At 73.6% G+C, this 17,979-nt stretch carries 18 protein-coding genes; 11 read left to right on the forward strand and 7 right to left on the reverse strand.

The features are described from left to right. Positions 1–38: 38 nt before the first annotated feature. The gene (locus ACFW3D_RS22020) at positions 39–1,961 is read left to right on the forward strand and encodes a M48 family metallopeptidase (RefSeq protein WP_500506087.1); all 1,923 of its coding nucleotides are present in this window, start codon (positions 39–41) and stop codon (positions 1,959–1,961) included. Between the two features lie 69 nt (positions 1,962–2,030). Here ACFW3D_RS22020 and ACFW3D_RS22025 read toward each other — a convergent pair whose 3' ends face one another. Continuing rightward, on the reverse strand, positions 2,031–3,425 hold the full coding sequence (locus ACFW3D_RS22025; protein WP_500506089.1) for a C39 family peptidase: 1,395 nt from the start codon (positions 3,423–3,425) through the stop codon (positions 2,031–2,033). Between the two features lie 292 nt (positions 3,426–3,717). Between ACFW3D_RS22025 and ACFW3D_RS22030 the strand changes: the two genes are divergently transcribed. Further along, complete coding sequence (locus ACFW3D_RS22030) at positions 3,718–4,890, forward strand: sialidase family protein (protein WP_500506091.1); 1,173 nt, start codon at positions 3,718–3,720, stop codon at positions 4,888–4,890. A 37-nt stretch (positions 4,891–4,927) separates the two neighbouring features. Further along, the gene (locus ACFW3D_RS22035) at positions 4,928–5,197 is read left to right on the forward strand and encodes a chaplin (protein ID WP_500506093.1); all 270 of its coding nucleotides are present in this window, start codon (positions 4,928–4,930) and stop codon (positions 5,195–5,197) included. Positions 5,198–5,320: 123 nt separating this feature from the next. Here ACFW3D_RS22035 and ACFW3D_RS22040 read toward each other — a convergent pair whose 3' ends face one another. Genes ACFW3D_RS22040 through ACFW3D_RS22050 form a run of 3 tightly spaced genes read right to left on the reverse strand, consistent with a single transcriptional unit; the run spans position 5,321 to position 8,606 of the window. Continuing rightward, complete coding sequence (locus tag ACFW3D_RS22040; protein ID WP_500506095.1) at positions 5,321–6,418, reverse strand: threonine aldolase family protein; 1,098 nt, start codon at positions 6,416–6,418, stop codon at positions 5,321–5,323. Beyond that, positions 6,397–7,161 carry an SDR family oxidoreductase gene (locus ACFW3D_RS22045; protein WP_500506130.1) on the reverse strand — a complete coding sequence of 255 codons (765 nt, stop codon included), beginning with the start codon at positions 7,159–7,161 and terminating at the stop codon, positions 6,397–6,399. Before ACFW3D_RS22045 ends, ACFW3D_RS22040 begins: the two co-directional genes overlap by 22 nt. A 26-nt stretch (positions 7,162–7,187) precedes the next feature. Further along, positions 7,188–8,606, reverse strand: a complete 1,419-nt coding sequence (locus ACFW3D_RS22050) for a DUF6421 family protein (RefSeq protein ID WP_500506097.1) — start codon at positions 8,604–8,606, stop codon at positions 7,188–7,190. A 228-nt stretch (positions 8,607–8,834) separates the two neighbouring features. Between ACFW3D_RS22050 and ACFW3D_RS22055 the strand changes: the two genes are divergently transcribed. Continuing rightward, positions 8,835–9,530, forward strand: a complete 696-nt coding sequence (locus tag ACFW3D_RS22055) for a glycerophosphodiester phosphodiesterase (RefSeq protein WP_500506099.1) — start codon at positions 8,835–8,837, stop codon at positions 9,528–9,530. A gap of 36 nt (positions 9,531–9,566) precedes the next feature. On the opposite strand, the gene ACFW3D_RS22060 is transcribed toward ACFW3D_RS22055, so the two are convergent. Both ACFW3D_RS22060 and ACFW3D_RS22065 read right to left on the reverse strand, forming a co-directional pair. Then, a complete protein-coding gene (locus ACFW3D_RS22060) occupies positions 9,567–10,112 on the reverse strand; it encodes a GNAT family N-acetyltransferase (RefSeq protein ID WP_500506101.1) in 546 nt (181 codons plus the stop codon). A 40-nt stretch (positions 10,113–10,152) separates the two neighbouring features. After that, a complete protein-coding gene (locus ACFW3D_RS22065) occupies positions 10,153–10,989 on the reverse strand; it encodes a hypothetical protein (protein WP_500506104.1) in 837 nt (278 codons plus the stop codon). Positions 10,990–11,063: 74 nt separating this feature from the next. Here ACFW3D_RS22065 and ACFW3D_RS22070 point away from each other — a divergent pair, with 74 nt between their 5' ends. Continuing rightward, positions 11,064–11,450: a VOC family protein gene (locus tag ACFW3D_RS22070; RefSeq protein WP_500506106.1), complete on the forward strand. Its 387-nt coding sequence runs from the start codon at positions 11,064–11,066 to the stop codon at positions 11,448–11,450. A gap of 93 nt (positions 11,451–11,543) precedes the next feature. On the opposite strand, the gene ACFW3D_RS22075 is transcribed toward ACFW3D_RS22070, so the two are convergent. Further along, positions 11,544–13,034, reverse strand: coding sequence for an aminotransferase-like domain-containing protein (locus ACFW3D_RS22075; protein ID WP_500506108.1), 1,491 nt, complete (start codon positions 13,032–13,034; stop codon positions 11,544–11,546). Between ACFW3D_RS22075 and ACFW3D_RS22080 the strand changes: the two genes are divergently transcribed. The 6 genes from ACFW3D_RS22080 to ACFW3D_RS22105 all read left to right on the forward strand — a co-directional run. After that, positions 13,033–13,938: a DMT family transporter gene (locus ACFW3D_RS22080; protein WP_500506110.1), complete on the forward strand. Its 906-nt coding sequence runs from the start codon at positions 13,033–13,035 to the stop codon at positions 13,936–13,938. The genes ACFW3D_RS22075 and ACFW3D_RS22080 overlap by 2 nt on opposite strands. Before the next feature lie 103 nt (positions 13,939–14,041). After that, complete coding sequence (locus tag ACFW3D_RS22085) at positions 14,042–14,641, forward strand: DUF5134 domain-containing protein (RefSeq protein WP_500506113.1); 600 nt, start codon at positions 14,042–14,044, stop codon at positions 14,639–14,641. 72 nt (positions 14,642–14,713) lie between these two features. Further along, positions 14,714–15,652 carry a M56 family metallopeptidase gene (locus tag ACFW3D_RS22090; protein ID WP_500506116.1) on the forward strand — a complete coding sequence of 313 codons (939 nt, stop codon included), beginning with the start codon at positions 14,714–14,716 and terminating at the stop codon, positions 15,650–15,652. A gap of 10 nt (positions 15,653–15,662) precedes the next feature. Next, entirely contained in the window at positions 15,663–16,373 is a 711-nt protein-coding gene (locus ACFW3D_RS22095; RefSeq protein ID WP_500506119.1) for a phosphatase PAP2 family protein, read from the forward strand. 47 nt (positions 16,374–16,420) lie between these two features. Then, the gene (locus ACFW3D_RS22100; protein ID WP_500506121.1) at positions 16,421–17,116 is read left to right on the forward strand and encodes an HAD family hydrolase; all 696 of its coding nucleotides are present in this window, start codon (positions 16,421–16,423) and stop codon (positions 17,114–17,116) included. Positions 17,117–17,283: 167 nt separating this feature from the next. Beyond that, the coding region (locus ACFW3D_RS22105) for a TetR/AcrR family transcriptional regulator (protein WP_500506123.1) at positions 17,284–17,979 on the forward strand (696 nt) is incomplete at its 3' end.

Here is a 17,979-nt window from a genome sequence, read left to right on the forward strand (position 1 = left end):
ATCATCGAGGGACACGGGGGACGCGAGGGGGGTGGGCCATGGGCACGGTGTGGGCGTCGTTACGGGCACTGCTGGCGATCGTGCTGCTGGCGGGGCTGGTCGTGCTGATCGGCGGGCTCGGGCTCGGAGTCCTGGGGCTGCTCGCCCTCTTCCTGCTCGTGGCCCGTGACGGCGAGACGGACGTCGCCCTGCGCGGAGTCGTCATCGCGGCGGCCGCCGTCCCGCTGCTGCTGAGCATGGCCCAGGGGCTGGGCGCGATAACCCGCTCGTCGCCGCTGCGCAGCGACGCGGTGCCGGTGTCCCGCGAAGAGGCGCCGGCCCTGTGGGAGTTGGCCACCGGCATCGCCTGGCGGGTCGGGGCGCGCCCGCCGGACGTGCTGCTGCTGACCGGGGACGCCAACGCCTCCGTGTCGGAGGACGGGGCCGCGTTCGGCCTGCTGTCCGGGCAGCGGCGGCTCCACCTGGGCCTGCCCCTGCTGGCGAGCCTCACCCACGCGGAGCTGAGGGCCGTGCTGGCCCACGAGTTCGGCCACTTCTCCCACCACCACACGCGTTTCGGTGCCGTCGCCTACCGGTGCGACGTGGCACTCGCCACGACGCTCGGTCAGTGGGAGACCGGGAGGCGGTGGTTCTCGCTCCCGCACCTCGTGGTGCGCGGCTCCGTCCGGCTGTACACGCTGGCCTACCGGTGGCTCACCTTCGCGGTACGCCGCCACCAGGAACTGGAGGCCGACCGCACGGCGGCGCGCCTGGCCGGGCGGGAGGTGACGGCGTCGGCGCTTCGCGCGACGCACGGCACCGCGTCGGCGTGGCGGAGGTTCCAGCGGGAGTGGCTGGATCCGTCCGCCCTCGCGGGGATGCACCCGGACAACCCCTACCTGGCGTTCCGTTCGCTCCTCGGCGAGCCGGGCATCCGTCGCATACCGGTGGACGACGAGCGCACCCGCTCCCACCGGCGGGACTCCCACCCCCCGCTCGGTCTCAGGCTGCGCCGTCTCGGCGAACTCGACGTCCCGCCCGGGGAGGACGACGGGACCGGAGCGCTGCGGCTGCTCCCCGAGAACGTAGGACGGGTGCTCGAGGAGCTGCGCGGTCCGAGGGCCCACAGCCTGACGACCGTCCCGTGGGAGCGCTGGATCGAGCTCTCCGCCGACCGCGTCGCGGGCACGCGCGCCTGGGACCTGCTGCGGTCCGCGTCACGCGCGACCGGGGAGCGGCTCCCTGGGCTGGACACGGTGCTGCGTCTGCTCGCCGACGACGGGCCGGCGCCGCTGGTCCGGGAGTTCGACGGCACCCGCGAGGAGCTGGCGGAGGCGCTGTACGCGCTGGTCGGCCACACCTTGCTCAGGGAGGGGCGGGCCACCTGGGTCCCGCTCTGGGGCGGCGGCACGCGCCTGGTGTGCGACGGCCTGGCCGACGACGGACTGCGCGTGCTCGTCGCGGAGGCGCTCTCCGAGCCGCCGGTCCTCGACCGGCTGCGGCTCCACCTCACGCTGCTGGACGTGGACCCCGACCGCTCGGGGCCGCCCGACCCGGCGAATCCGTGGCTGGAGGAGGTCGAGGGTGACGCGAAGGAGCAGTCGTTCCGGGGATGGCAGTTCACGACCGTGGTGGACCCCGACGCGGAGGAAAGCAGGAAGCGCCAGACCCGTGTCGCGCTGGCGACGATGGGCGGGGCCGCGTTCTTCGTGATCATCATCGCGGCGGCCGGCGGCAACGACAGCACGACGCCGCCGCCCGGCGGTACAGCCTGCCGCATCGTCGACGGGACGCTGGACTGCGGCCCGCGGATACCCGGCGCGACCGACTACCCGGCCCTCGACTGGCGAACGGCCTTCCCCTCCTACTACCCGACGTACGTCCCGTCCCTGTTCCCCTTCCCGAGCGTCAGCTTCCCGCTGCGTCCGCTCCCCGACGTGTCCGACCTGGTGGTGCCGATCACGCCCGCCCCCACCCGCTGAACGCGGCGAGGGTTCCGGGCCCGGGCCGTGTCGTCAAAGTCCCCCCTGCCCCGCAGTGCCTGGCAGGCCTTAAAGGACCCCGATCCGCCGCAGGACGCGCGCCTGGCGGCCCGAGGGCCGCAGGGGCCAGTACAGGTAGCAGACGCCGCCCGTGCCGCTGCGCAGCTGCCCGTCCGATGTGTAGCGCTTCGTCCTCAGCCAGATCGTCTCGAACTGCGACCGCTTGTAGATCCGGCGCACCGCGGCGTCGTCGGGGCTGGCGGGGTCGTTCGCGATGACGTCGCCGTCGGCGGTGAAGCCGATGACGCACATCAGGTGCCCGGAGGTCCCGTACCCCGCGCCGTCCAGTTCGCCGGCGAGGAAGGACTGGGACGTTATCACCGGGATGCCCGCGCTGATCAGCAGTTCTACGTCGCCCAGGCCGCGCAGCCGGGTGATGACGCCCACCATGTCGCGGTAGGTGGCGGCGTAGGCCGCGTTGAACGGCCAGTTCCCGCAGCCCTCGTACTGGCTGTCGTAGGTGCAGCGGGCGGCGTGGTCGACCTGGGGGTCGGCGTAGGACGGGTCGACCCAGGCCAGATCGGCGGCGGTCGGTCTGCGGCCCCAGTACTCGATGACCATCTGGGAGCCCGTCGGGCTGCACCAGGCCTCGCCGCCGTTGTCGTACTGGGGGTACTGGCCCTTGTGGATCTCCTGCGAGTAGCGCGGCACGGGCAGTTCGATCCCCCGGCCCAGGCTCGGCACGGACGCCGGCACCGTGAACCGGTCGGGGATGTCGGAGGCCATGGCGCCGAGCCGCCAGACGGTGGGGGTGACCCGGGAGCCGGGGGTCCGCAGCAGGGTGAGCCGCAGCCGGTACGAGGCGAGCCGCAGGCCCGAGGCGGGATCGTCGACGGAGAGGGTGTCCGTCCATACGCTGCTCCTGCCGTCGCTCTGGTCGTCGACGGAGGTGCGCCTGATGTCCGCGTCGCCCGAGGCCCAGCGGCCCATCACGTACCACGGGGAGCGGCTGCGGTCGGTGTAGGTGGCGCACAACTCGACCTGGATCCAGGTGCCGGGAGGTGTGCGGGCGTTCCAGGACGCGACGATCTCGGTCGCCGGGTGCCGCGGGGTGTGCTCGGGGGAGGTCCAGGTGGCGGTCTCCCACGTGGCGGTGACCTGGGTGTGCGGGTCGGTGTACTCCATCGTGCCGGCGGGGCGCACGATCTCCACGCCGGGGCGCGGACCGGGCACGACGCCGGTGCCGGAGCCCCGCCCGCGGCGCCAGTCGGCCCACCGCGTCCAGGCGCGGTAGTCCACTGGGGCCGGGTCGCCGTCATGGGCACCCGGCCCGCCGACGACGTCGTCGGCGAGGTCGCACTCGTCCGCGGCGGACGCTGCGAAGGCCCGCGGGACGGTCGTCGCCGCGGCGGCCGCCGCGATGGCGGCGGCCAGCACCGTACGACGCCGGGTCGGTCGGGTCATGGCGGGTGTCCCCCTGTCATGGGCATGGACGACAGGTGCACAACTATCGCTCCACGCGGGCCTTTCGACCAGCACCCCCGAAAGGATCCGGGCACATTCATTGGTCGATACCTCTGACACAGAGAAAGGCGGGACCCGGCGAACCGTCAAGCATATCTCTGCCGTTTCGGCCTAATTCCTCATATTGAACTACCGGAAAAACATCGAACGGAGTGTCATACGGCGACTCGGGCGGAGCGATGAGAATGTGGCGCCGCCGGCCGACCGTACGCCGCCCCGGAGGAATCGCCCGATGACATTCGCCGCCGCCAGGGGCGGACGCACACTGGCCGGCCTCGCCCTGCTGTTCACCGGCGCCGCCGGATGGCAGGCGCCCACGGCCGAGGCGGTCACGCCGCTCCCGGCGGCCTGCGCGACGTCGGTGCCCTTCCGGTCCGGGACGGAGGGGTACCACACCTTCCGCATCCCGGCAGTCGTCCGCCTCGGCGGGGCCGCCCTCCTCGCCTTCGCCGAGGGACGCCGCAACTCGGAGGCGGACGACGGGGACATCGACGTCGTGCTCCGGCGCTCCTACGACGGAGGCTGCACCTGGGAACCCCTCCAGGTGATCGCCGACGCGGGCACCGAGACCTTCGGCAACCCCGCCCCGGTGGTGGATCCCCGCACCGGACGCGTCGTGCTGCTGATCTGCCGCGACACCGGCCCGGAACGGCTCGTCTACGAACTGCACAGCGACTCGGGCGGCCTGACCTGGTCGACACCCCGCGACATCACCGCCACGGTGAAACCCGCCAACTGGCGCTGGTACGCGACCGGTCCGGGGCACGCCATCGCCCTCAGGAGCGGCCCGCACGCCGGACGGCTGCTGGTTCCCGCCAACCACACGTCCGTCCTGGCCGGGCAGACCCTGCACGGCGCGCACGCGCTCTACAGCGACGACGGCGGCCTGAACTGGCATATCGGCTTCGTCCAGGCGCTCCCCGGCGACTGGCTCAACCTCAACGAGAGCACCATGGCCGAGCTCCCGGACGGCCGGGTCTACGTCAACAGCCGCGACGACCGCGGGTTCTCCGCCCCCACCCGCGCCGACGCCTACAGTCCGGACGGCGGGCTCAGCATCAACGGCGTCTTCCGCCCGCAGGGCGCCCTGGAGGGCCCCGAGGTGCAGGGCAGCGTCCTGCGCACCCGCGCCGGGGCTCTGGTGTACTCGGGCCCGGCCGACCCCGCCAAGCGTCGCCTGATGGCCCTCCGGGTCAGTGACGACCTGGGCGCGTCCTGGACGTCCGGGCCCCCCGTCAGCGACCTTCCCGCGGCCTACTCGGACCTCGTCGAACTCGCCGACGGCACGGTCGGGCTGCTCTACGAGACCGGAGTCACCTCCCCGTACGAGTCGGTGACATTTGCGCGGTTGACGCAAGGGCCGAACGGGTGGATTCCCACATCCGGTTCCGGCAAGGGTCGTTGAGCATGGTCCACAGAGCGAGCTTCCATAAGGAGAACGAATGATGCGCATCGCGAAGGCCGCGGCCCTGACCGCTGTCGCCGGCGCCACCGTGCTGGGCGCCGCCGGCGCCGCCGGCGCGACGGACCACGGTCGCGGCTACGACCACGGCGGTGCCTCGGCCCAGGCCGCCGCCGTCGGCTCGCCCGGCGTCGCCAGCGGCAACGTCATCCAGATCCCGGTCAGCGTGCCGATCAACCTGTGCGGCAACACCATCAACATCGGCGGGCTGCTCAACCCCGCGGCCGGCAACGTCTGCGTCAACGCGTGATCCGGCGCCCCATGAGGGGCGCGGAATGACGCACCGAGGGGCGTACGGGATATCCCGTACGCCCCTCGGGCTTAGTGCACTGCGCCGCGTCGCCGCGCCACGATCCGGCGCCGACCGCGTATTTCAGGCGGAGTGGGCCGCCATTTCCTCGGCCAGCGCCGCCGCGAAGGAATCCACGTCCTCCTCGGTGGTGTCGAACGAGCACATCCAGCGGACCTCGCCGGTCGACTCGTCCCAGAAGTAGAAGCGGTAGCGCTTCTGCAGCCGTTCGCTGACCTCGCGCGGCAGCAGCGCGAAGACCGCGTTGGCCTGAACGGGACGCACGACGGTGACGCCCTCGACGGCTCCGACGGCCGACTCCAGGCGCTGGGCCATCGCGTTGGCGTGACCGGCGCTGCGGAGCCACAGGTCGCCGGAGAGCAGCGCCTCGAACTGCACCGAGACGAAGCGCATCTTGGAGGCGAGCTGCATCGACAGCTTCCGCAGGTGCTTCATCGCCCGCACCCGCTCCGGGTTCAGCACCACGACGCACTCGCCCAGCAGCAGCCCGTTCTTGGTGCCGCCGAAGGACAGGACGTCCACGCCCGCGTCGGTGGTGAACTCGCGCAGCGGCACCCCGAGGGTGGCCGCGGCGTTGGCGATCCGCGAACCGTCGAGGTGGACGGCGAGACCCCGCTCGTGGGCGTGGTCGCAGATCGCGCGGATCTCCTCGGGCGTGTAGCAGGTGCCCAGTTCGGTGGACTGCGTGATCGAGACGACCTGCGGCTGCGCGCGGTGCTCGTCGTCGAAGCCCCAGGCCTCCCGGTCGATCAGCTCGGGGGTGAGCTTGCCGTCCGGGGTGGGCACGGTGAGCAGCTTCAGGCCGCCCATCCGCTCCGGGGCACCGCCCTCGTCCACGTTGATGTGGGCGGAGGCGGCGCAGACGACCGCGCCCCAGCGCTCGGTGAGCGCCTGCAGGGCCACGACGTTGGCGCCGGTGCCGTTGAAGACCGGGAAGGCCTCGGCCCGCGGGCCGAAGTGGCCGCGGAAGACCTCCTGCAGGTGGGCGGTGTACTCGTCGTCGCCGTAGGCGACCTGGTGGCCGCCGTTGGCGAGCGCGATCGCCGCCAGCACCTCGGGGTGGACGCCCGCGTAGTTGTCGCTGGCGAAGCCCCGGACCCGGGGGTCGTGGTGCCGGACCGCGTCGGTCGGGTGTGCGGTCACGGGCGGGGTGTCAGCCACTGGCGGGTTCCGTTCACTTCTTCGGCGGGCCGGTTCCACACGTCGGCGATGGCGTCGGCCAGGTCGGTCACATCGGTGAAGCCCGCGAACTTGGCGTTCGGGCGCTCCTTGCGCATCTGCTCGTGCACCAGCGCCTTGATCACCAGGACGGTGGCGGCCGCGGTGGGGCTGCCCTCCCCCGCGAGTTTGCGGAAGGAGTCGCCCATCGCCAGCGTCCACGCCTCGGCGGCGGCCTTGGCCGCGGCGTACGCCGCGTTGCCGGCGGTGGGCTGGCTGGCCCCGGCGGCGCTGATCAGCACGTAGCGCCCGACGGGGCTGGAGAGCAGGCCGTCGTGGAACGCCAGGGAGGTGTGCTGGACGGTGCGGATCAGCAGCTTCTCCAGGAAGTCCCAGTCCGCGAGGTCGGTCTCCTGGAAGGAGGCCGAACCGCGCCAGCCGCCGACCAGGTGCACCATGCCGTCGATCCGGCCGTGCTCCTTCTCGATGCGGCCCGCCCACTCGCGGGTGGCGTCGAGGTCGAGCAGGTCGACGATGTCCCCGGTGATCCCGGCGCCGCCGGCGTCGAAACGGGCCAGGTCCACGGCTTCGGCGAGCCGCTCGGGGTTGGCGTCGGCGGCGATGACCCAGGCGCCGGCACGGGCGAGCCGCTGCAGCGTCGCGCGTCCGGCGGGGCCGCCGGCCCCCGCCACCGCGATCACGGCTCCGGCCAGGGGTCCCCTGGCCGCCTCGTTGGCTTCCGTCATCTCCGCCGCCTCCTCGCCTGGATCGGTCACGCGGCCACCTGGCCGGTGCCGTGGGCCGTGATGCCCTTGGTCGAGGCGATCACATCACGAAGCTTCTTGGCCAGGGCCTCGTAGAACATGCTGAGCGGAAATTCGTCCGGCAGCACGTCGTCCACGAGCTTCCGCGGCGGCTGGTCGAGGTCCAGGGCCTCCGGCCCCTTGGCCCAGACCGAACCGGGGTGCGGGGAGAGGTAGTCCGAGACGAGGCCGTAGGCGGCGAACCAGTGCACGAGCTTGGGGCGGTCGATGCCGTCCCGGTACAGCTTCTCGATCTCGGCGCACAGCTGGTTGGTCACCTGCGGGGCGCGCTGCCAGTCGATGTGGAGTTTGTTGTCCGTCCAGCGTACGGCGTCGTGCTTGTGCAGGTACGCGAAGAGCAGCTGGCCGCCCAGGCCGTCGTAGTTGCGGACGCGGTCACCGGTGACCGGGAAGCGGAAGAGGCGGTCGAAGAGGATCGCGTACTGGACGTAGCGGCCCATGCCGTGGCCCTCGGCCTCCAGCTGCACGGCCTCCTTGAAGGTCGTGAGGTCGCAGCGCAGTTCCTCCAGGCCGTACATCCAGAACGGCTGCCGCTGCTTGATCATGAAGGGGTCGAAGGGCAGGTCGCCGTGGCTGTGCGTGCGGTCGTGGATCATGTCCCACAGCACGAAGGTCTGCTGGCTGAGGTCCTGGTCCGCGAGGAGCCCCGCGGCGTCCTCGGGGAGCTCCAGGCCCAGGGTGTCCACGGCGGCGCGGCTCACGGCACGGAAGCGGGCGGCCTCGCGGTCGCAGAAGATGCCGCCCCAGGTGAAGCGCTCGGGCGCCTCGCGTACGGCGACGGTCTCGGGGAAGAGCACCGCGGAGTTCGTGTCGTACCCGGGGGTGAAGTCCTCGAAGGTGATCGGCACGAAGAGGGCGTTGTCGTAGCGGGTGCGCTCCAGCTCGGACAGCCACTCCGGCCAGACGACGCGCAGCGCGACGGCCTCCAGGTTGCGGTCCGGGTTGCCGTTCTGCGTGTACATCGGGAACACCACGAGGTGCTCCAGGCCGTCCTGGCGGTCGGCCGCCGGGTGGAAGGCCAGCAGCGAGTCGAGGAAGTCGGGCACCGCGAAGCCGCCCTCGGCCCAGCGGCGCAGGTCCACGACCAGGGCCTCGTGGTAGGCCTTGTCGTGCGGTACGAGCGGGGAGAGGTCCTCGACGGCGCGGACCACCCGGTCCAGGGCTCCCTCGGCAACGGCGCGCTCGGGCGCGCCCTCCGCGGAGAAGTCGATCGAGCCGTCCTTGCTCTGCCAGGGGCGGATCTCCTCCACCGCCTGCTTCAGGACCGCCCACGCCGGGTGCCGGACAATGCCGCCGCCGGGCGCACCGGTCTCGCTGGTGGCTGCGCTGTCCATCGAGGCCGCTACCGGCGACAGAATTTCCGTCATGACCCCTCCTTCACTGAAGAACCTCTTGTCAGCTCACCGTATATACGCCAGCTTCTCCCGTTCAAGTGGAGGCGGAGGAGATTCTTCCGCGGAGCGGGCCCCGTACCGCGGATCTTCCGGTGGGCGGCCGCGCCGTTCACCCCGCGTTCGGCCTTGCGCCGCAAGGGACCGCTAGGCTGCCGACCGTCCGTCGATCATCCGCAGCACCCAGCACGGAAGCGGTCCCCCTTGAGCTTTCTCACCGTCGGCCACCGCGGCGTCATGGGCGTCGAGCCCGAGAACACCCTCCGCTCCTTCGTCCGCGCCGAGCGCGAGGACATGGACCAGATCGAGCTCGACCTGCACCTGAGCAAGGACGGCGCGCTGATCGTCATGCACGACGTGAAGGTCGACCGCACCACGGACGGCTCGGGACTGATCGGCGACCACACCCTTGACGAGCTGCGCGATCTGGACGCGGGCCACGGCGAGCGGATCCCGGTGTTCGAGGAGGTGCTGGACGCGGTCACCAAGCCGATCCAGGCCGAGATCAAGGACGTCGCGGCGGCGCGCGTGCTGGCGGCGACGATGCTCGAGCGCGAGCTGGTCGAGCGCGTGGACGTGCTGTCCTTCCACGACGAGGCGCTCGCGGAGATCCGCGAACTGGTGCCCGGCGTGCGCACCGTCCTGGTCGCCGAGGGCCCGATGGGCTCGGAGATCGTCACCCGGGCCCAGGCGGTCGGCGCGAAGCTCGTCAGCCTGAGCCTGCGGCGGATCAGCCTGGCGCTGGTGCAGGAGTGCCACCGCGCGGGGATCTCGGTGATCGCCTGGACGGTGAACACCCCGGCCGACCTCGCGCTGGCGCGGGCCCTCGGCCTGGACGGCGTCGTCACCGACATGCCGGCGGTCAAGCGCGCGGTCGAGGGCGGTCTCACCGACTGGTGACCCGCCCCCGGGCCGGGTGGGGCCGGGTGCGGCTGCTCAGCCGAGCTTCTTGACCAGCAGTTCGAAGGCGAGGTCGTCGCGGGTGGGCAGCCCGAACCGCGCGTCGCCGTACGGGAAGGGGCTGGTGCGGCCGGTCCGTACGTAGCCGCGGCGCACGTACCAGGCGATCAGGTCCGCACGCTGGGTGATCACCGTCATGTGCATCTCGTCCGCCGCCCACTCCTCGCGGGCCAGGCGCTCCGCCTCGGCGAGCACCAGCTTGCCCATGCCGCCGCCCTGCAGGGCCGGGCGCACGGCGAACATCCCGAAGTAGGCGTGCCCGTCGCGGTTCTCCAGCTGGCAGCACGCGACGACGGCGCCGTCGGACTCGACCGCGAGGATCAGGCTGCGTTCGCCGTCGATGACGGCGGCCACGCCCTCGGGATCGGTGCGCTGCCCCTCGAGCAGGTCGGCCTCCGTCGTCCACCCGGTGCGGCTGGACTCACCGCGGTACGCCGACTCGATCAGCGCGACGAGCGCCGGGACGTCCTCATGGGTGGCGGTACGGAAGACGGGGCGGGCGACGGGCTGCGCGGTCTCCATGACGGGGGCGTCCTCTCTGCGGCGGCGGCTCGTCCCGAGGCTAGCCGGTCGTGCCGGAAGGCGGCACGAAACCCCTGTCCGCCACGTGCCGCACGAACTCCTCGGGCGGCGCGCACCCGCGCCGGCGCACCCACGGCTCCCAGGCCAGGTCCCACGTCCAGGTGCCGTCGGTTGCCCGGCCCGGGCGGACGTACTCGTACGGCCCCTCCGCCAGTGGATCCGGGGCATGGCTCACCGCGATCACCAGGATCCGGCCCGCCGCGAGGTAGTCCGCGAGCGGTTCGCGCAGCTCCTCCGGGAGGCTCCCCGGTACGAGACGCACCTGGCGGCCCCTGCCGCGGCCGACGCGGGACGGAGCGGCGGTGAAGACGGGGTGGCCCTGGGCGGCCGGGTTGGCCGGCCAGCGGAGGCCGGGCGCGGTGGGCACGAAGCGCTCCTCGCCCGCGGGCGGCTCCCCCGCCTCCAAGGTGACGGCGAATCCTCCCTCCCTCAGCCGGGCGACGAGCAGCGCCGTCTCCGGCCCCGACCCCCGCTCCCCCTCCGCCGCGAGCGCGCGCAACCGCACGCGAACCTCGGCGAGCGGCATGCCGAACACCTCGCGCAGCGTCTTGAGCGCCCGCGCACCCGCCGCACCGGGCAGCGGCTCGGCGCGCAGCACCACCTCGCCGTGGGCGGTGATCAGCGCGGCACTCACGTGTTCGGGGACCTCGCCGCGTCCGCACTCCGCCTCTCCGGACCCGCATGCCTCGCAGCCGCCCTCGACGCTCCAGTGCAGGGCGCCGTCGATGACGCACACGCCGGCGTGGTAGCCGGCCTCGGCGCCGCAGCGGGTGCAGGTCTTGAACAGCGGGGCGATCGCGCCGGGGCCGTGGTCCATGTCGGGCAGCCTCGCGCAGCGGGAGGCGCCGTGTCAGCCGGTTTTCCCGCCGGCGCGTGGGTAGCTTCGGGCCCGTGACGAACGTACTGAGCAGCAGGATCCTGCTCCGGCCGACCGATCTCGAGCGGTCCCGCGCCTTCTACCGCGACGACCTGGGGCTGGCGGTCTACCGCGAGTTCGGGCCCTGGGAGGAGCGCGGCACGGTCTTCTTCCTGGGCGGGGGCTTCCTGGAGGTCTCGGGGCAGGCCGACGGGCCGCCCGCCCCGGGGCTCCGGCTGTGGCTCCAGGTCTCGGACGTGGCGGAGTGCCACCGGCGGTTCGCCGGACGCGGGGTCCGTATCGTGCGGGAGCCCGTCCAGGAGCCCTGGGGGCTGATCGAGATGTGGATCGAGGATCCCGACGGGATCGCGATCTGCGTGGTGGAGGTCCCCGCGGACCATCCGCTGCGTTACCGGCCGTGAGGCCGCTCGGTCACGAGGCGGGCCGGGCCGTTGCGTCGTCGGCGTCCTCACCCGGGCGGCGCGGGCGGCGGCGGTGCGGGGTGTCCGTCCCGGTCACCGGGCGATCCCGCCGGTGAGCGTCCCGTCCCTGCCCGCCCCGTCCACTCCGGTCTCGGCGCAGGCCGCCGCGAACCGGCGGACGCCCTCGGCGATCTCCTCGGTGCCGCTGGTGTCGGCGAAGCTGAGGCGGACGTACGGGGCCGGGGCCTCGGCGGCGAAGTAGGGGCGCCCGGGGGCGACGGCGGTGCCGGCGCGCAGCGAGGCGGCGGCCAGGGCGGACTCGTCCGTGCCGTCCGGGAGCCGGAGCCAGAGCTGGTAGCCGCCGACCGGGACGCGGACGTCGGCCACGAGCCCCGGCAGTTCGCGGTGGAGGGCGGCGAGCATCGCGTCACGGCGGTCGCGCAGCCCCGCGGAGACGGCACGCAAGTGACGGGGCCACGCGGGGGCGCCGACGAGTTCGAGGGTGGCCTCCTGGAGGGGGCGCGGCACGAAGAAGCTGTCGACGACCTGGATGGCGCGCAGCCGCTCCATGACCGGGCCGCGGGCGACGAGCGCGCCGACGCGCAGGCTGGGCGAGGTGGGCTTGGTCAGCGAGGTCACGTGGACGACGGTGCCGTACGGGTCGTCCGCGACCAGGGGCGGCGGCGGTTCGGCGCCATGGCCGAGGCGCCGGGCGAAGTCGTCCTCGACGAGGAAGGCCCCGGCGGCGTGGGCGATCCCGGTGATCCGCCGTCGGCGGTCGGCGGCGAGGACGGCGCCGGTGGGGTTCTGGAAGAGCGGCTGGCAGAAGAAGACCCGGGCGCCGGTGGCGGCGAAGGCGTCGGCGAGCAGGTCGGGCCGTACACCGTCGTCGTCCACGGGGACGGGGACGGGACGCAGTCCGGCCGCGCGCGCGACGGCCATGGCGCCGGGGTACGTCGGCGACTCGACGAGCACCGGCGAACCGGGCGGGGCGAGCGCGCGCAGGGCGGTGGTGAGCGCTGCCTGGCCGCCGGCGGTGATCAGCACGTTGGCGGGGCCGAGGGTGCCGCCGGGGCCTCCTGTCTCGCGGGCGAACCAGGCCCGCAGCGCCGTCAGCCCCTCCAGAGGCGGCATGTCCCAGGCACCGGGGCGGCGGGCGGCGCGGGCGAGCGCGGCACCGAGCGCCTGGCCGGGCTGGAGCGAGGGGTGCAGATAGCCGCCGTTGAAGGCGATGACCCCGGGCGGGGGGACGGCGAGGCTGGCGGTCACGCCGGAGGCGTCGACGACCCTGGGAGCGGGTTCGCCGTGCTGCTCCTCGACGGTGAGAGCCACCTGCTGCCAGGAGGTGTCGACGGCACAGGGCCCGCCGGCGGCCTGGCGGGCGCGGTAGGCGCCGGCGCCAGGGCGGGTGACGACCAGCCCCTCGGCGGCGAGGGCCGCCAAGGCGCGGGAGACCGTGACGGGGCTGACGCCGAAGCGCTCGACGAGGGCACGGCTCGACGGCAGCTTCTCGCCGGGCGAGTAGCGGTGAAGCTCATTCCGCAGGGTGTCGGCGAGGTTTCCGGAACTGCTACCGTCATTCATGACAGCACATGATAGCGCTACTGCCGTACCGTCGATAGCGGTCGGGATCCGAGCGGGTGGCACCGCCCTCGCCGGGCTGGGCGTCGCCGCCTTCTCCCTGACCTTTCCCGCGACGCACTGGGCGCTCACCGGGCTCGGCCCCTGGACGGCCACCACCGTGCGGGGCGTGCTGGCGGCGGCCGTGGCCGGTGTCTGCCTCGCAGCGGCGCGGGTGCCGCGGCCCGACCGCCGGCACTGGGCGGGGCTCGCGGTCGTGGCGCTCGGCGTCGTCCTGGGCTTCCCCCTGCTGACCACACTGGCACTGCGCACCACCGACACCTCGCACGCCGCCGTCGTCGTGGGCGCGCTGCCGCTGGTCACCGCCGTGCTGGCCGCCATACGCGTCGGGACGCGCCCGTCGAAGGCGTTCTGGTCCGCCGCCGTCGCGGGCGGGGCGGTCGTGGTGGGCTTCGCCCTCTGGCAGGGCGGCGGCGCCCTGACCACGGGTGACCTCTTCCTCTTCGCGTCGCTGCTGGTCTGCGCGGCCGGGTACGTCGAGGGCGGGCGGCTGGCCTCGGTGATGCCGGGCTGGCAGGTCATCGGGTGGGCGCTGGTCGGCGCACTGCCCCTGACGGTGCCCGCGGCGGAGGTGGCCCTCGCGCTCGAGCCCGTGCACCTCGGCGGGCAGGCGGTGACGGGGCTGCTCTGGGTCTCGGTGGTGTCCCAGTTCCTCGGGCTGATGGTCTGGTACCGGGGCATGGCCGCCATCGGCGTGGCGCGGGCCAGCCAGTTGCAGCTCGCCCAGCCGTTGCTGACGCTGGTCTGGGCGGCCGCGCTGCTCGGCGAGGACCTGGGAGCGCTGACCGCGCCCGCGGCGGTCGCGGTCCTGGTGTGCGTGGCCGTCACCCAGCGGGCCCGCAGCTGAGGCCGGGGGCGGCCCCGCCGCGCTCCCTCGTTACGCCCGTGCGCTGGAGTGTGCGCCGCCGTTGGCGGGCATCCTCCGCACAGGAGCCGAAGGAGGGCCGCTCATGCACGGACCACCGCTGGTGGCCTGGCTGCTCGTGGTGCTCGGCACCGCCACGGGGGCGTACTGCCTGTTCCGCACCCGTCGTGGCTGCCCCGGCACCGGACCCGACGTACGCCGGGTGGCACGCGCGGAGGCACTGATGGGGATGGGCATGGCCGTGATGGCGGTGCCGGTGTCGGTCCTCGATCCGCCGCGGTGGGCCGCCGCGGCCTTCGGCGTGGTCTTCGGCGCCGCCGCGGTGCGCGCGCTGCTGCTGGCCCGGCACGACGCGCACCATCTGCACCACGCCGTGGGCGCAGGGGCGATGGTCTACATGGCGGTCGCCATGGCGGAGGCGGGCGCGGCGGGTGCCGCCGGCGGCGCGGTCCACGCCGGTCACACCCCGGCGGGCACGCCCGCGACGACCGGGCTGCTGCTGGCGTACTTCGCGATATACGTCCTGGCGGCGGGCGTCCGCCTGGTCTCGGCCCCCGCCGCCGTGACGGCGGCCGGTGCGGCATCCGCGGGGAGCGTCGTACCGGTGGCGCACGCGCCCGAACTGGCCTCGGCATGCCGCGTGTCCATGGCGATAGGGATGTTCGCCATGCTCCTCACCCTGTGACGGCAGTGAGGCGCGTCACTTTCCCGCCGGAGAACGTACCCGTGCGCAGTGGCGCCCTCATAGTGTGGCGGCATGACCGTCCCGCTCGTGCTGCTCCTGCTCGGTGCGGTGGCGGCCGCCATGGCCCCGCGCCTGCTCACCCGTGCCGTCTGGCCCGAGCGGGAACCGGTGCTGGCCCTGTGGGTGTGGCAGTGCGTGGTCGGCGCCGTCCTGCTGTGCCTGTTCCTGGCCATGGCCCTCAGCGCCTCCGCCACGTGGACCTCACTGCGCGAGGGGCTGTTCGTCTTCGCCCCCCATGATGTCGTCGAGGCGTACGAGCTGCCCGGTTACGGGCCCTGGGCGGGTTACCTGGCGGTCCTGCTGGCCTGCGGCGGCATCTGGACGGCGGCCATGCTCGCCCGCGAGATCCGCGGGGCCCGTGCCCGGCAGCGGGGGCGCCGCGCCGAACTGCGGGCCCGCTCGCCGCGACTGCCCGGTGAGGCCGCCGCCTCGGACGAACGGCTGGTCGTCCTGGAGAGCGAACGCCCGGACGCCTGGTGGCTGACCGGCCCCCGGCCGCAACTGGTCATCACCACGGCCGCGCTGCGCCGCCTGAAGGGGCGCCAGCTCGACTCCGTCCTCGCCCATGAGCAGGGCCACGCGCGGGCCAGGCACGACGTCCTGCTGCACTGCGCCGGCGCATTGGCCTCGGGTTTCCCGCAGGTGCCGGTCTTCGCCGGGTTCCGCGACCAGGTGCACCGGCTCGTCGAACTCGCCGCCGACGACATCGCCTCACGCCGCTTCGGGCGGCTCACCACCGCCCTGGCCCTGGTGGAACTCAACGAGGACCGCGGCGTGTTCGGCCCCTGCCCCACCCCGGACGCGCAGGTCCCGGTCCGCGTCAACCGGCTGCTGGACCCCGCGCCCCGCCTCACCCGCCTCGGCCGCGCCCACGCCTCCGCGTGCGCGCTGCTGATTCCCGTCGTGCCGTTGGTCGTGGCATTCGGGCCCGGAATCGGGGCACTCACGTAGCCTCGGCTGCATGCACGCCCCTCCCGCACCGTCCGACGTCCGGGACCCCGACCGCGCCCTGCGCACCGCGAGCCTGAGCCAGTGCGCGGCGGCCTCCGCCGCCTTCCTGCTGCTGCTCGGGCTCGTCGCGGCGCGCTGGGGGCCGCTGATCGCCGCCGACCGCGGCATCGTGGTGGAGCTGCACGCCGTCGCTGTGCGGCACTCCGGGTGGACCCGCCTCAACCGCGTCCTCACCGACTGGGTCTGGGACCCGTTGACGATGCGTCTGCTGCTGCTCGCGGCCGTGGTGTGGCTGGTCGTACGGCGCGAGAACCGGCAGGCCCTGTGGCTGGTGCTGGCCGGCACCCTCGGCTGGGTGCTCCAGCAGGCCGCCAAGGCCCTCGTCGGCCGGGAGCGCCCGCACTGGCCCGACCCCGTCGACTCCGCCTCCTTCGCGGCGTTCCCCTCCGGCCACGCGGCGACCGCCGCGCTCGTCTGCGGCGCCCTGCTGTGGCTGCTGCTGCTCCGGCTGCCGGCCCGCTCCCCTTGGTGCGTGGCCGCCTTCGCCGTCGCCTTCGTGTCGGTCGTCGGCGTCGGCTTCACCCGCGTCTACCTCGGTGTCCACTGGCCCTCCGATGTCCTGGGCGGCTGGCTGCTGGCGGCGGCCGTCCTCACCGGCACGGCCGCGCTCTGCGAACCCTGGCGCACGGGCGACGAGGAGCCGGGCGGCGAGGAGGTCTGACCGTCCGGGGCGGCGTGGTTCACCGGAGGTCGGGGAGGATGGCGGGCATGACCATCAAGGGATGCATGTTCGACTTCTCCGGGACACTGCTGAGGGCCGAGTCCGCCCGGAGTTGGCTGGGCGCCGTGCTGGAGCGGATGGGGATCACGCCCGGCGAGGAGGAGCTGGCGGCGTACGCGGAACGGCTGGAGCGGGCCGGAGGGCTTCCCGGTGGGGCGGCACCCGAGCGGGTGCCGGCACGGCTGGAGCGGCTGTACCGGGAACGGGACCTGTCGGCGGAGCACCACCGCGCGGCGTTCACCGCGCTGGCGCGGGAGGTGGAGCTGCCGTGGGGGGATGCCTACGCGGCGCTGTACGACCGGCACATGGAGCCCGCCGCCTGGTCGCCGTACCCGGACACGGTGGAGGTGCTCGAGGAACTGCGGCGCCGGGGTGTACCGGTGGCGGTGGTGAGCAACATCGGGTGGGACCTGCGGCCGGTGTTCCGGGCCCACGGTCTGGAAGACCTCGTGGACGTCTTCGTGCTGAGCTTCGAGCACGGTGTCCAGAAGCCGGACCCGCGGCTGTTCGCCATCGCGTGCGAGGGACTGGGGCTGCCGCCGGAGCGGGTCGTGATGGTCGGTGACGACCGGCGTGCGGACGGCGGGGCGGCGGCGCTGGGCTGCGCGCTGCACCTGGTGGACCACCTGCCGGTGGAACAGCGGCCCTCGGGGCTGCTGCCGGTGCTGGACCTGACCGCGTGACGGGGATCTGAGGGCACCGGGGCGGCCGGGGCGGAGATGCGGTACCCGGCGGTCCCCCGCGCCGCCGGGTACGTGCACCTCACCCCCGTCACCCGCGTGAGCATGCCACTCACGGCGGGCGGGCTCTGAGTATATTGGCTCCGAGCCAGTCAACGCAGGAGTAAAGCATGTCCCCTCGGCGACCGTCGGTCAACGAAGCGATGCGCCGGCGTTCACGGGAGCGTCTGCTGCAGGCGACCGTCGAACTGGTGGAGGAGCGCGGGTTCGAGGCCACGACGCTCGGGGACATCGCCGACCGCGCGGGATCTGCCCGCGGTCTGGTGTCGTACTACTTCCCCGGCAAGCGGCTGCTCCTGCAGTCGGCGGCGCACCGGTTGATGCACACCGAACTGGCCGCGGCGCTGGGGCGGGAACCCGTTCCCACCGACGGGCGGGAGGTGCTGGCCCGGGCGATCGACGCCGTCCTGGCGCTGCCCGTGCACCATCCGGTCGTCATGCGGGCGCACATGGCGGGCATCCTCCAGACGGAGGGGTTCAGCGAGTGCGAGGAACGTCAGCGCCTGGCCGAACTGCTGCTGGGCGCCATAAGGGAATGGGGTTCGGCCGACCCCGAGCAGGACTACCGGATGCTGCGGGCGCAGCTCATGGGCGGGGTGTTCGCGCAGTTGATCCCGGGAGCGGCGATGCCGCTGGCGCGGCTGCGGGCCGACATGTTCCAGCGGTACCGCCTGCCCTGGGAACTCGGCGTTGGGCCCCGGGGCCAGCCCCCCCGCCGGCCGCCCCAGCCCCGCGCCGCAGACCCCGGGGAGCGGGGTGGGGTGACGGTGTTGGGGGGGCTCTGGACGCCCCCCCGCCGGGCGGGG

This window comes from Streptomyces sp. NPDC058864, from assembly GCF_042742985.1.
Taxonomy (GTDB): domain Bacteria; phylum Actinomycetota; class Actinomycetes; order Streptomycetales; family Streptomycetaceae; genus Actinacidiphila.

Excerpts from the sequence above, each read along its gene's own strand:
- ACFW3D_RS22060 (WP_500506101.1), bottom strand. The coding sequence starts at position 10,112 with ATGGAGACCGCGCAGCCCGTCGCCCGCCCCGTCTTCCGTACCGCCACC.
- ACFW3D_RS22080 (WP_500506110.1), top strand. The coding sequence starts at position 13,033 with ATGACAGCACATGATAGCGCTACTGCCGTACCGTCGATAGCGGTCGGG.
- ACFW3D_RS22035 (WP_500506093.1), top strand. The coding sequence starts at position 4,928 with ATGATGCGCATCGCGAAGGCCGCGGCCCTGACCGCTGTCGCCGGCGCC.
- ACFW3D_RS22025 (WP_500506089.1), bottom strand. The coding sequence starts at position 3,425 with ATGACCCGACCGACCCGGCGTCGTACGGTGCTGGCCGCCGCCATCGCG.
- ACFW3D_RS22085 (WP_500506113.1), top strand. The coding sequence starts at position 14,042 with ATGCACGGACCACCGCTGGTGGCCTGGCTGCTCGTGGTGCTCGGCACC.
- ACFW3D_RS22045 (WP_500506130.1), bottom strand. The coding sequence starts at position 7,161 with ATGACGGAAGCCAACGAGGCGGCCAGGGGACCCCTGGCCGGAGCCGTG.
- ACFW3D_RS22050 (WP_500506097.1), bottom strand. The coding sequence starts at position 8,606 with ATGACGGAAATTCTGTCGCCGGTAGCGGCCTCGATGGACAGCGCAGCC.
- ACFW3D_RS22095 (WP_500506119.1), top strand. The coding sequence starts at position 15,663 with ATGCACGCCCCTCCCGCACCGTCCGACGTCCGGGACCCCGACCGCGCC.
- ACFW3D_RS22075 (WP_500506108.1), bottom strand. The coding sequence starts at position 13,034 with ATGAATGACGGTAGCAGTTCCGGAAACCTCGCCGACACCCTGCGGAAT.
- ACFW3D_RS22100 (WP_500506121.1), top strand. The coding sequence starts at position 16,421 with ATGACCATCAAGGGATGCATGTTCGACTTCTCCGGGACACTGCTGAGG.
- ACFW3D_RS22030 (WP_500506091.1), top strand. The coding sequence starts at position 3,718 with ATGACATTCGCCGCCGCCAGGGGCGGACGCACACTGGCCGGCCTCGCC.
- ACFW3D_RS22090 (WP_500506116.1), top strand. The coding sequence starts at position 14,714 with ATGACCGTCCCGCTCGTGCTGCTCCTGCTCGGTGCGGTGGCGGCCGCC.
- ACFW3D_RS22065 (WP_500506104.1), bottom strand. The coding sequence starts at position 10,989 with ATGGACCACGGCCCCGGCGCGATCGCCCCGCTGTTCAAGACCTGCACC.
- ACFW3D_RS22020 (WP_500506087.1), top strand. The coding sequence starts at position 39 with ATGGGCACGGTGTGGGCGTCGTTACGGGCACTGCTGGCGATCGTGCTG.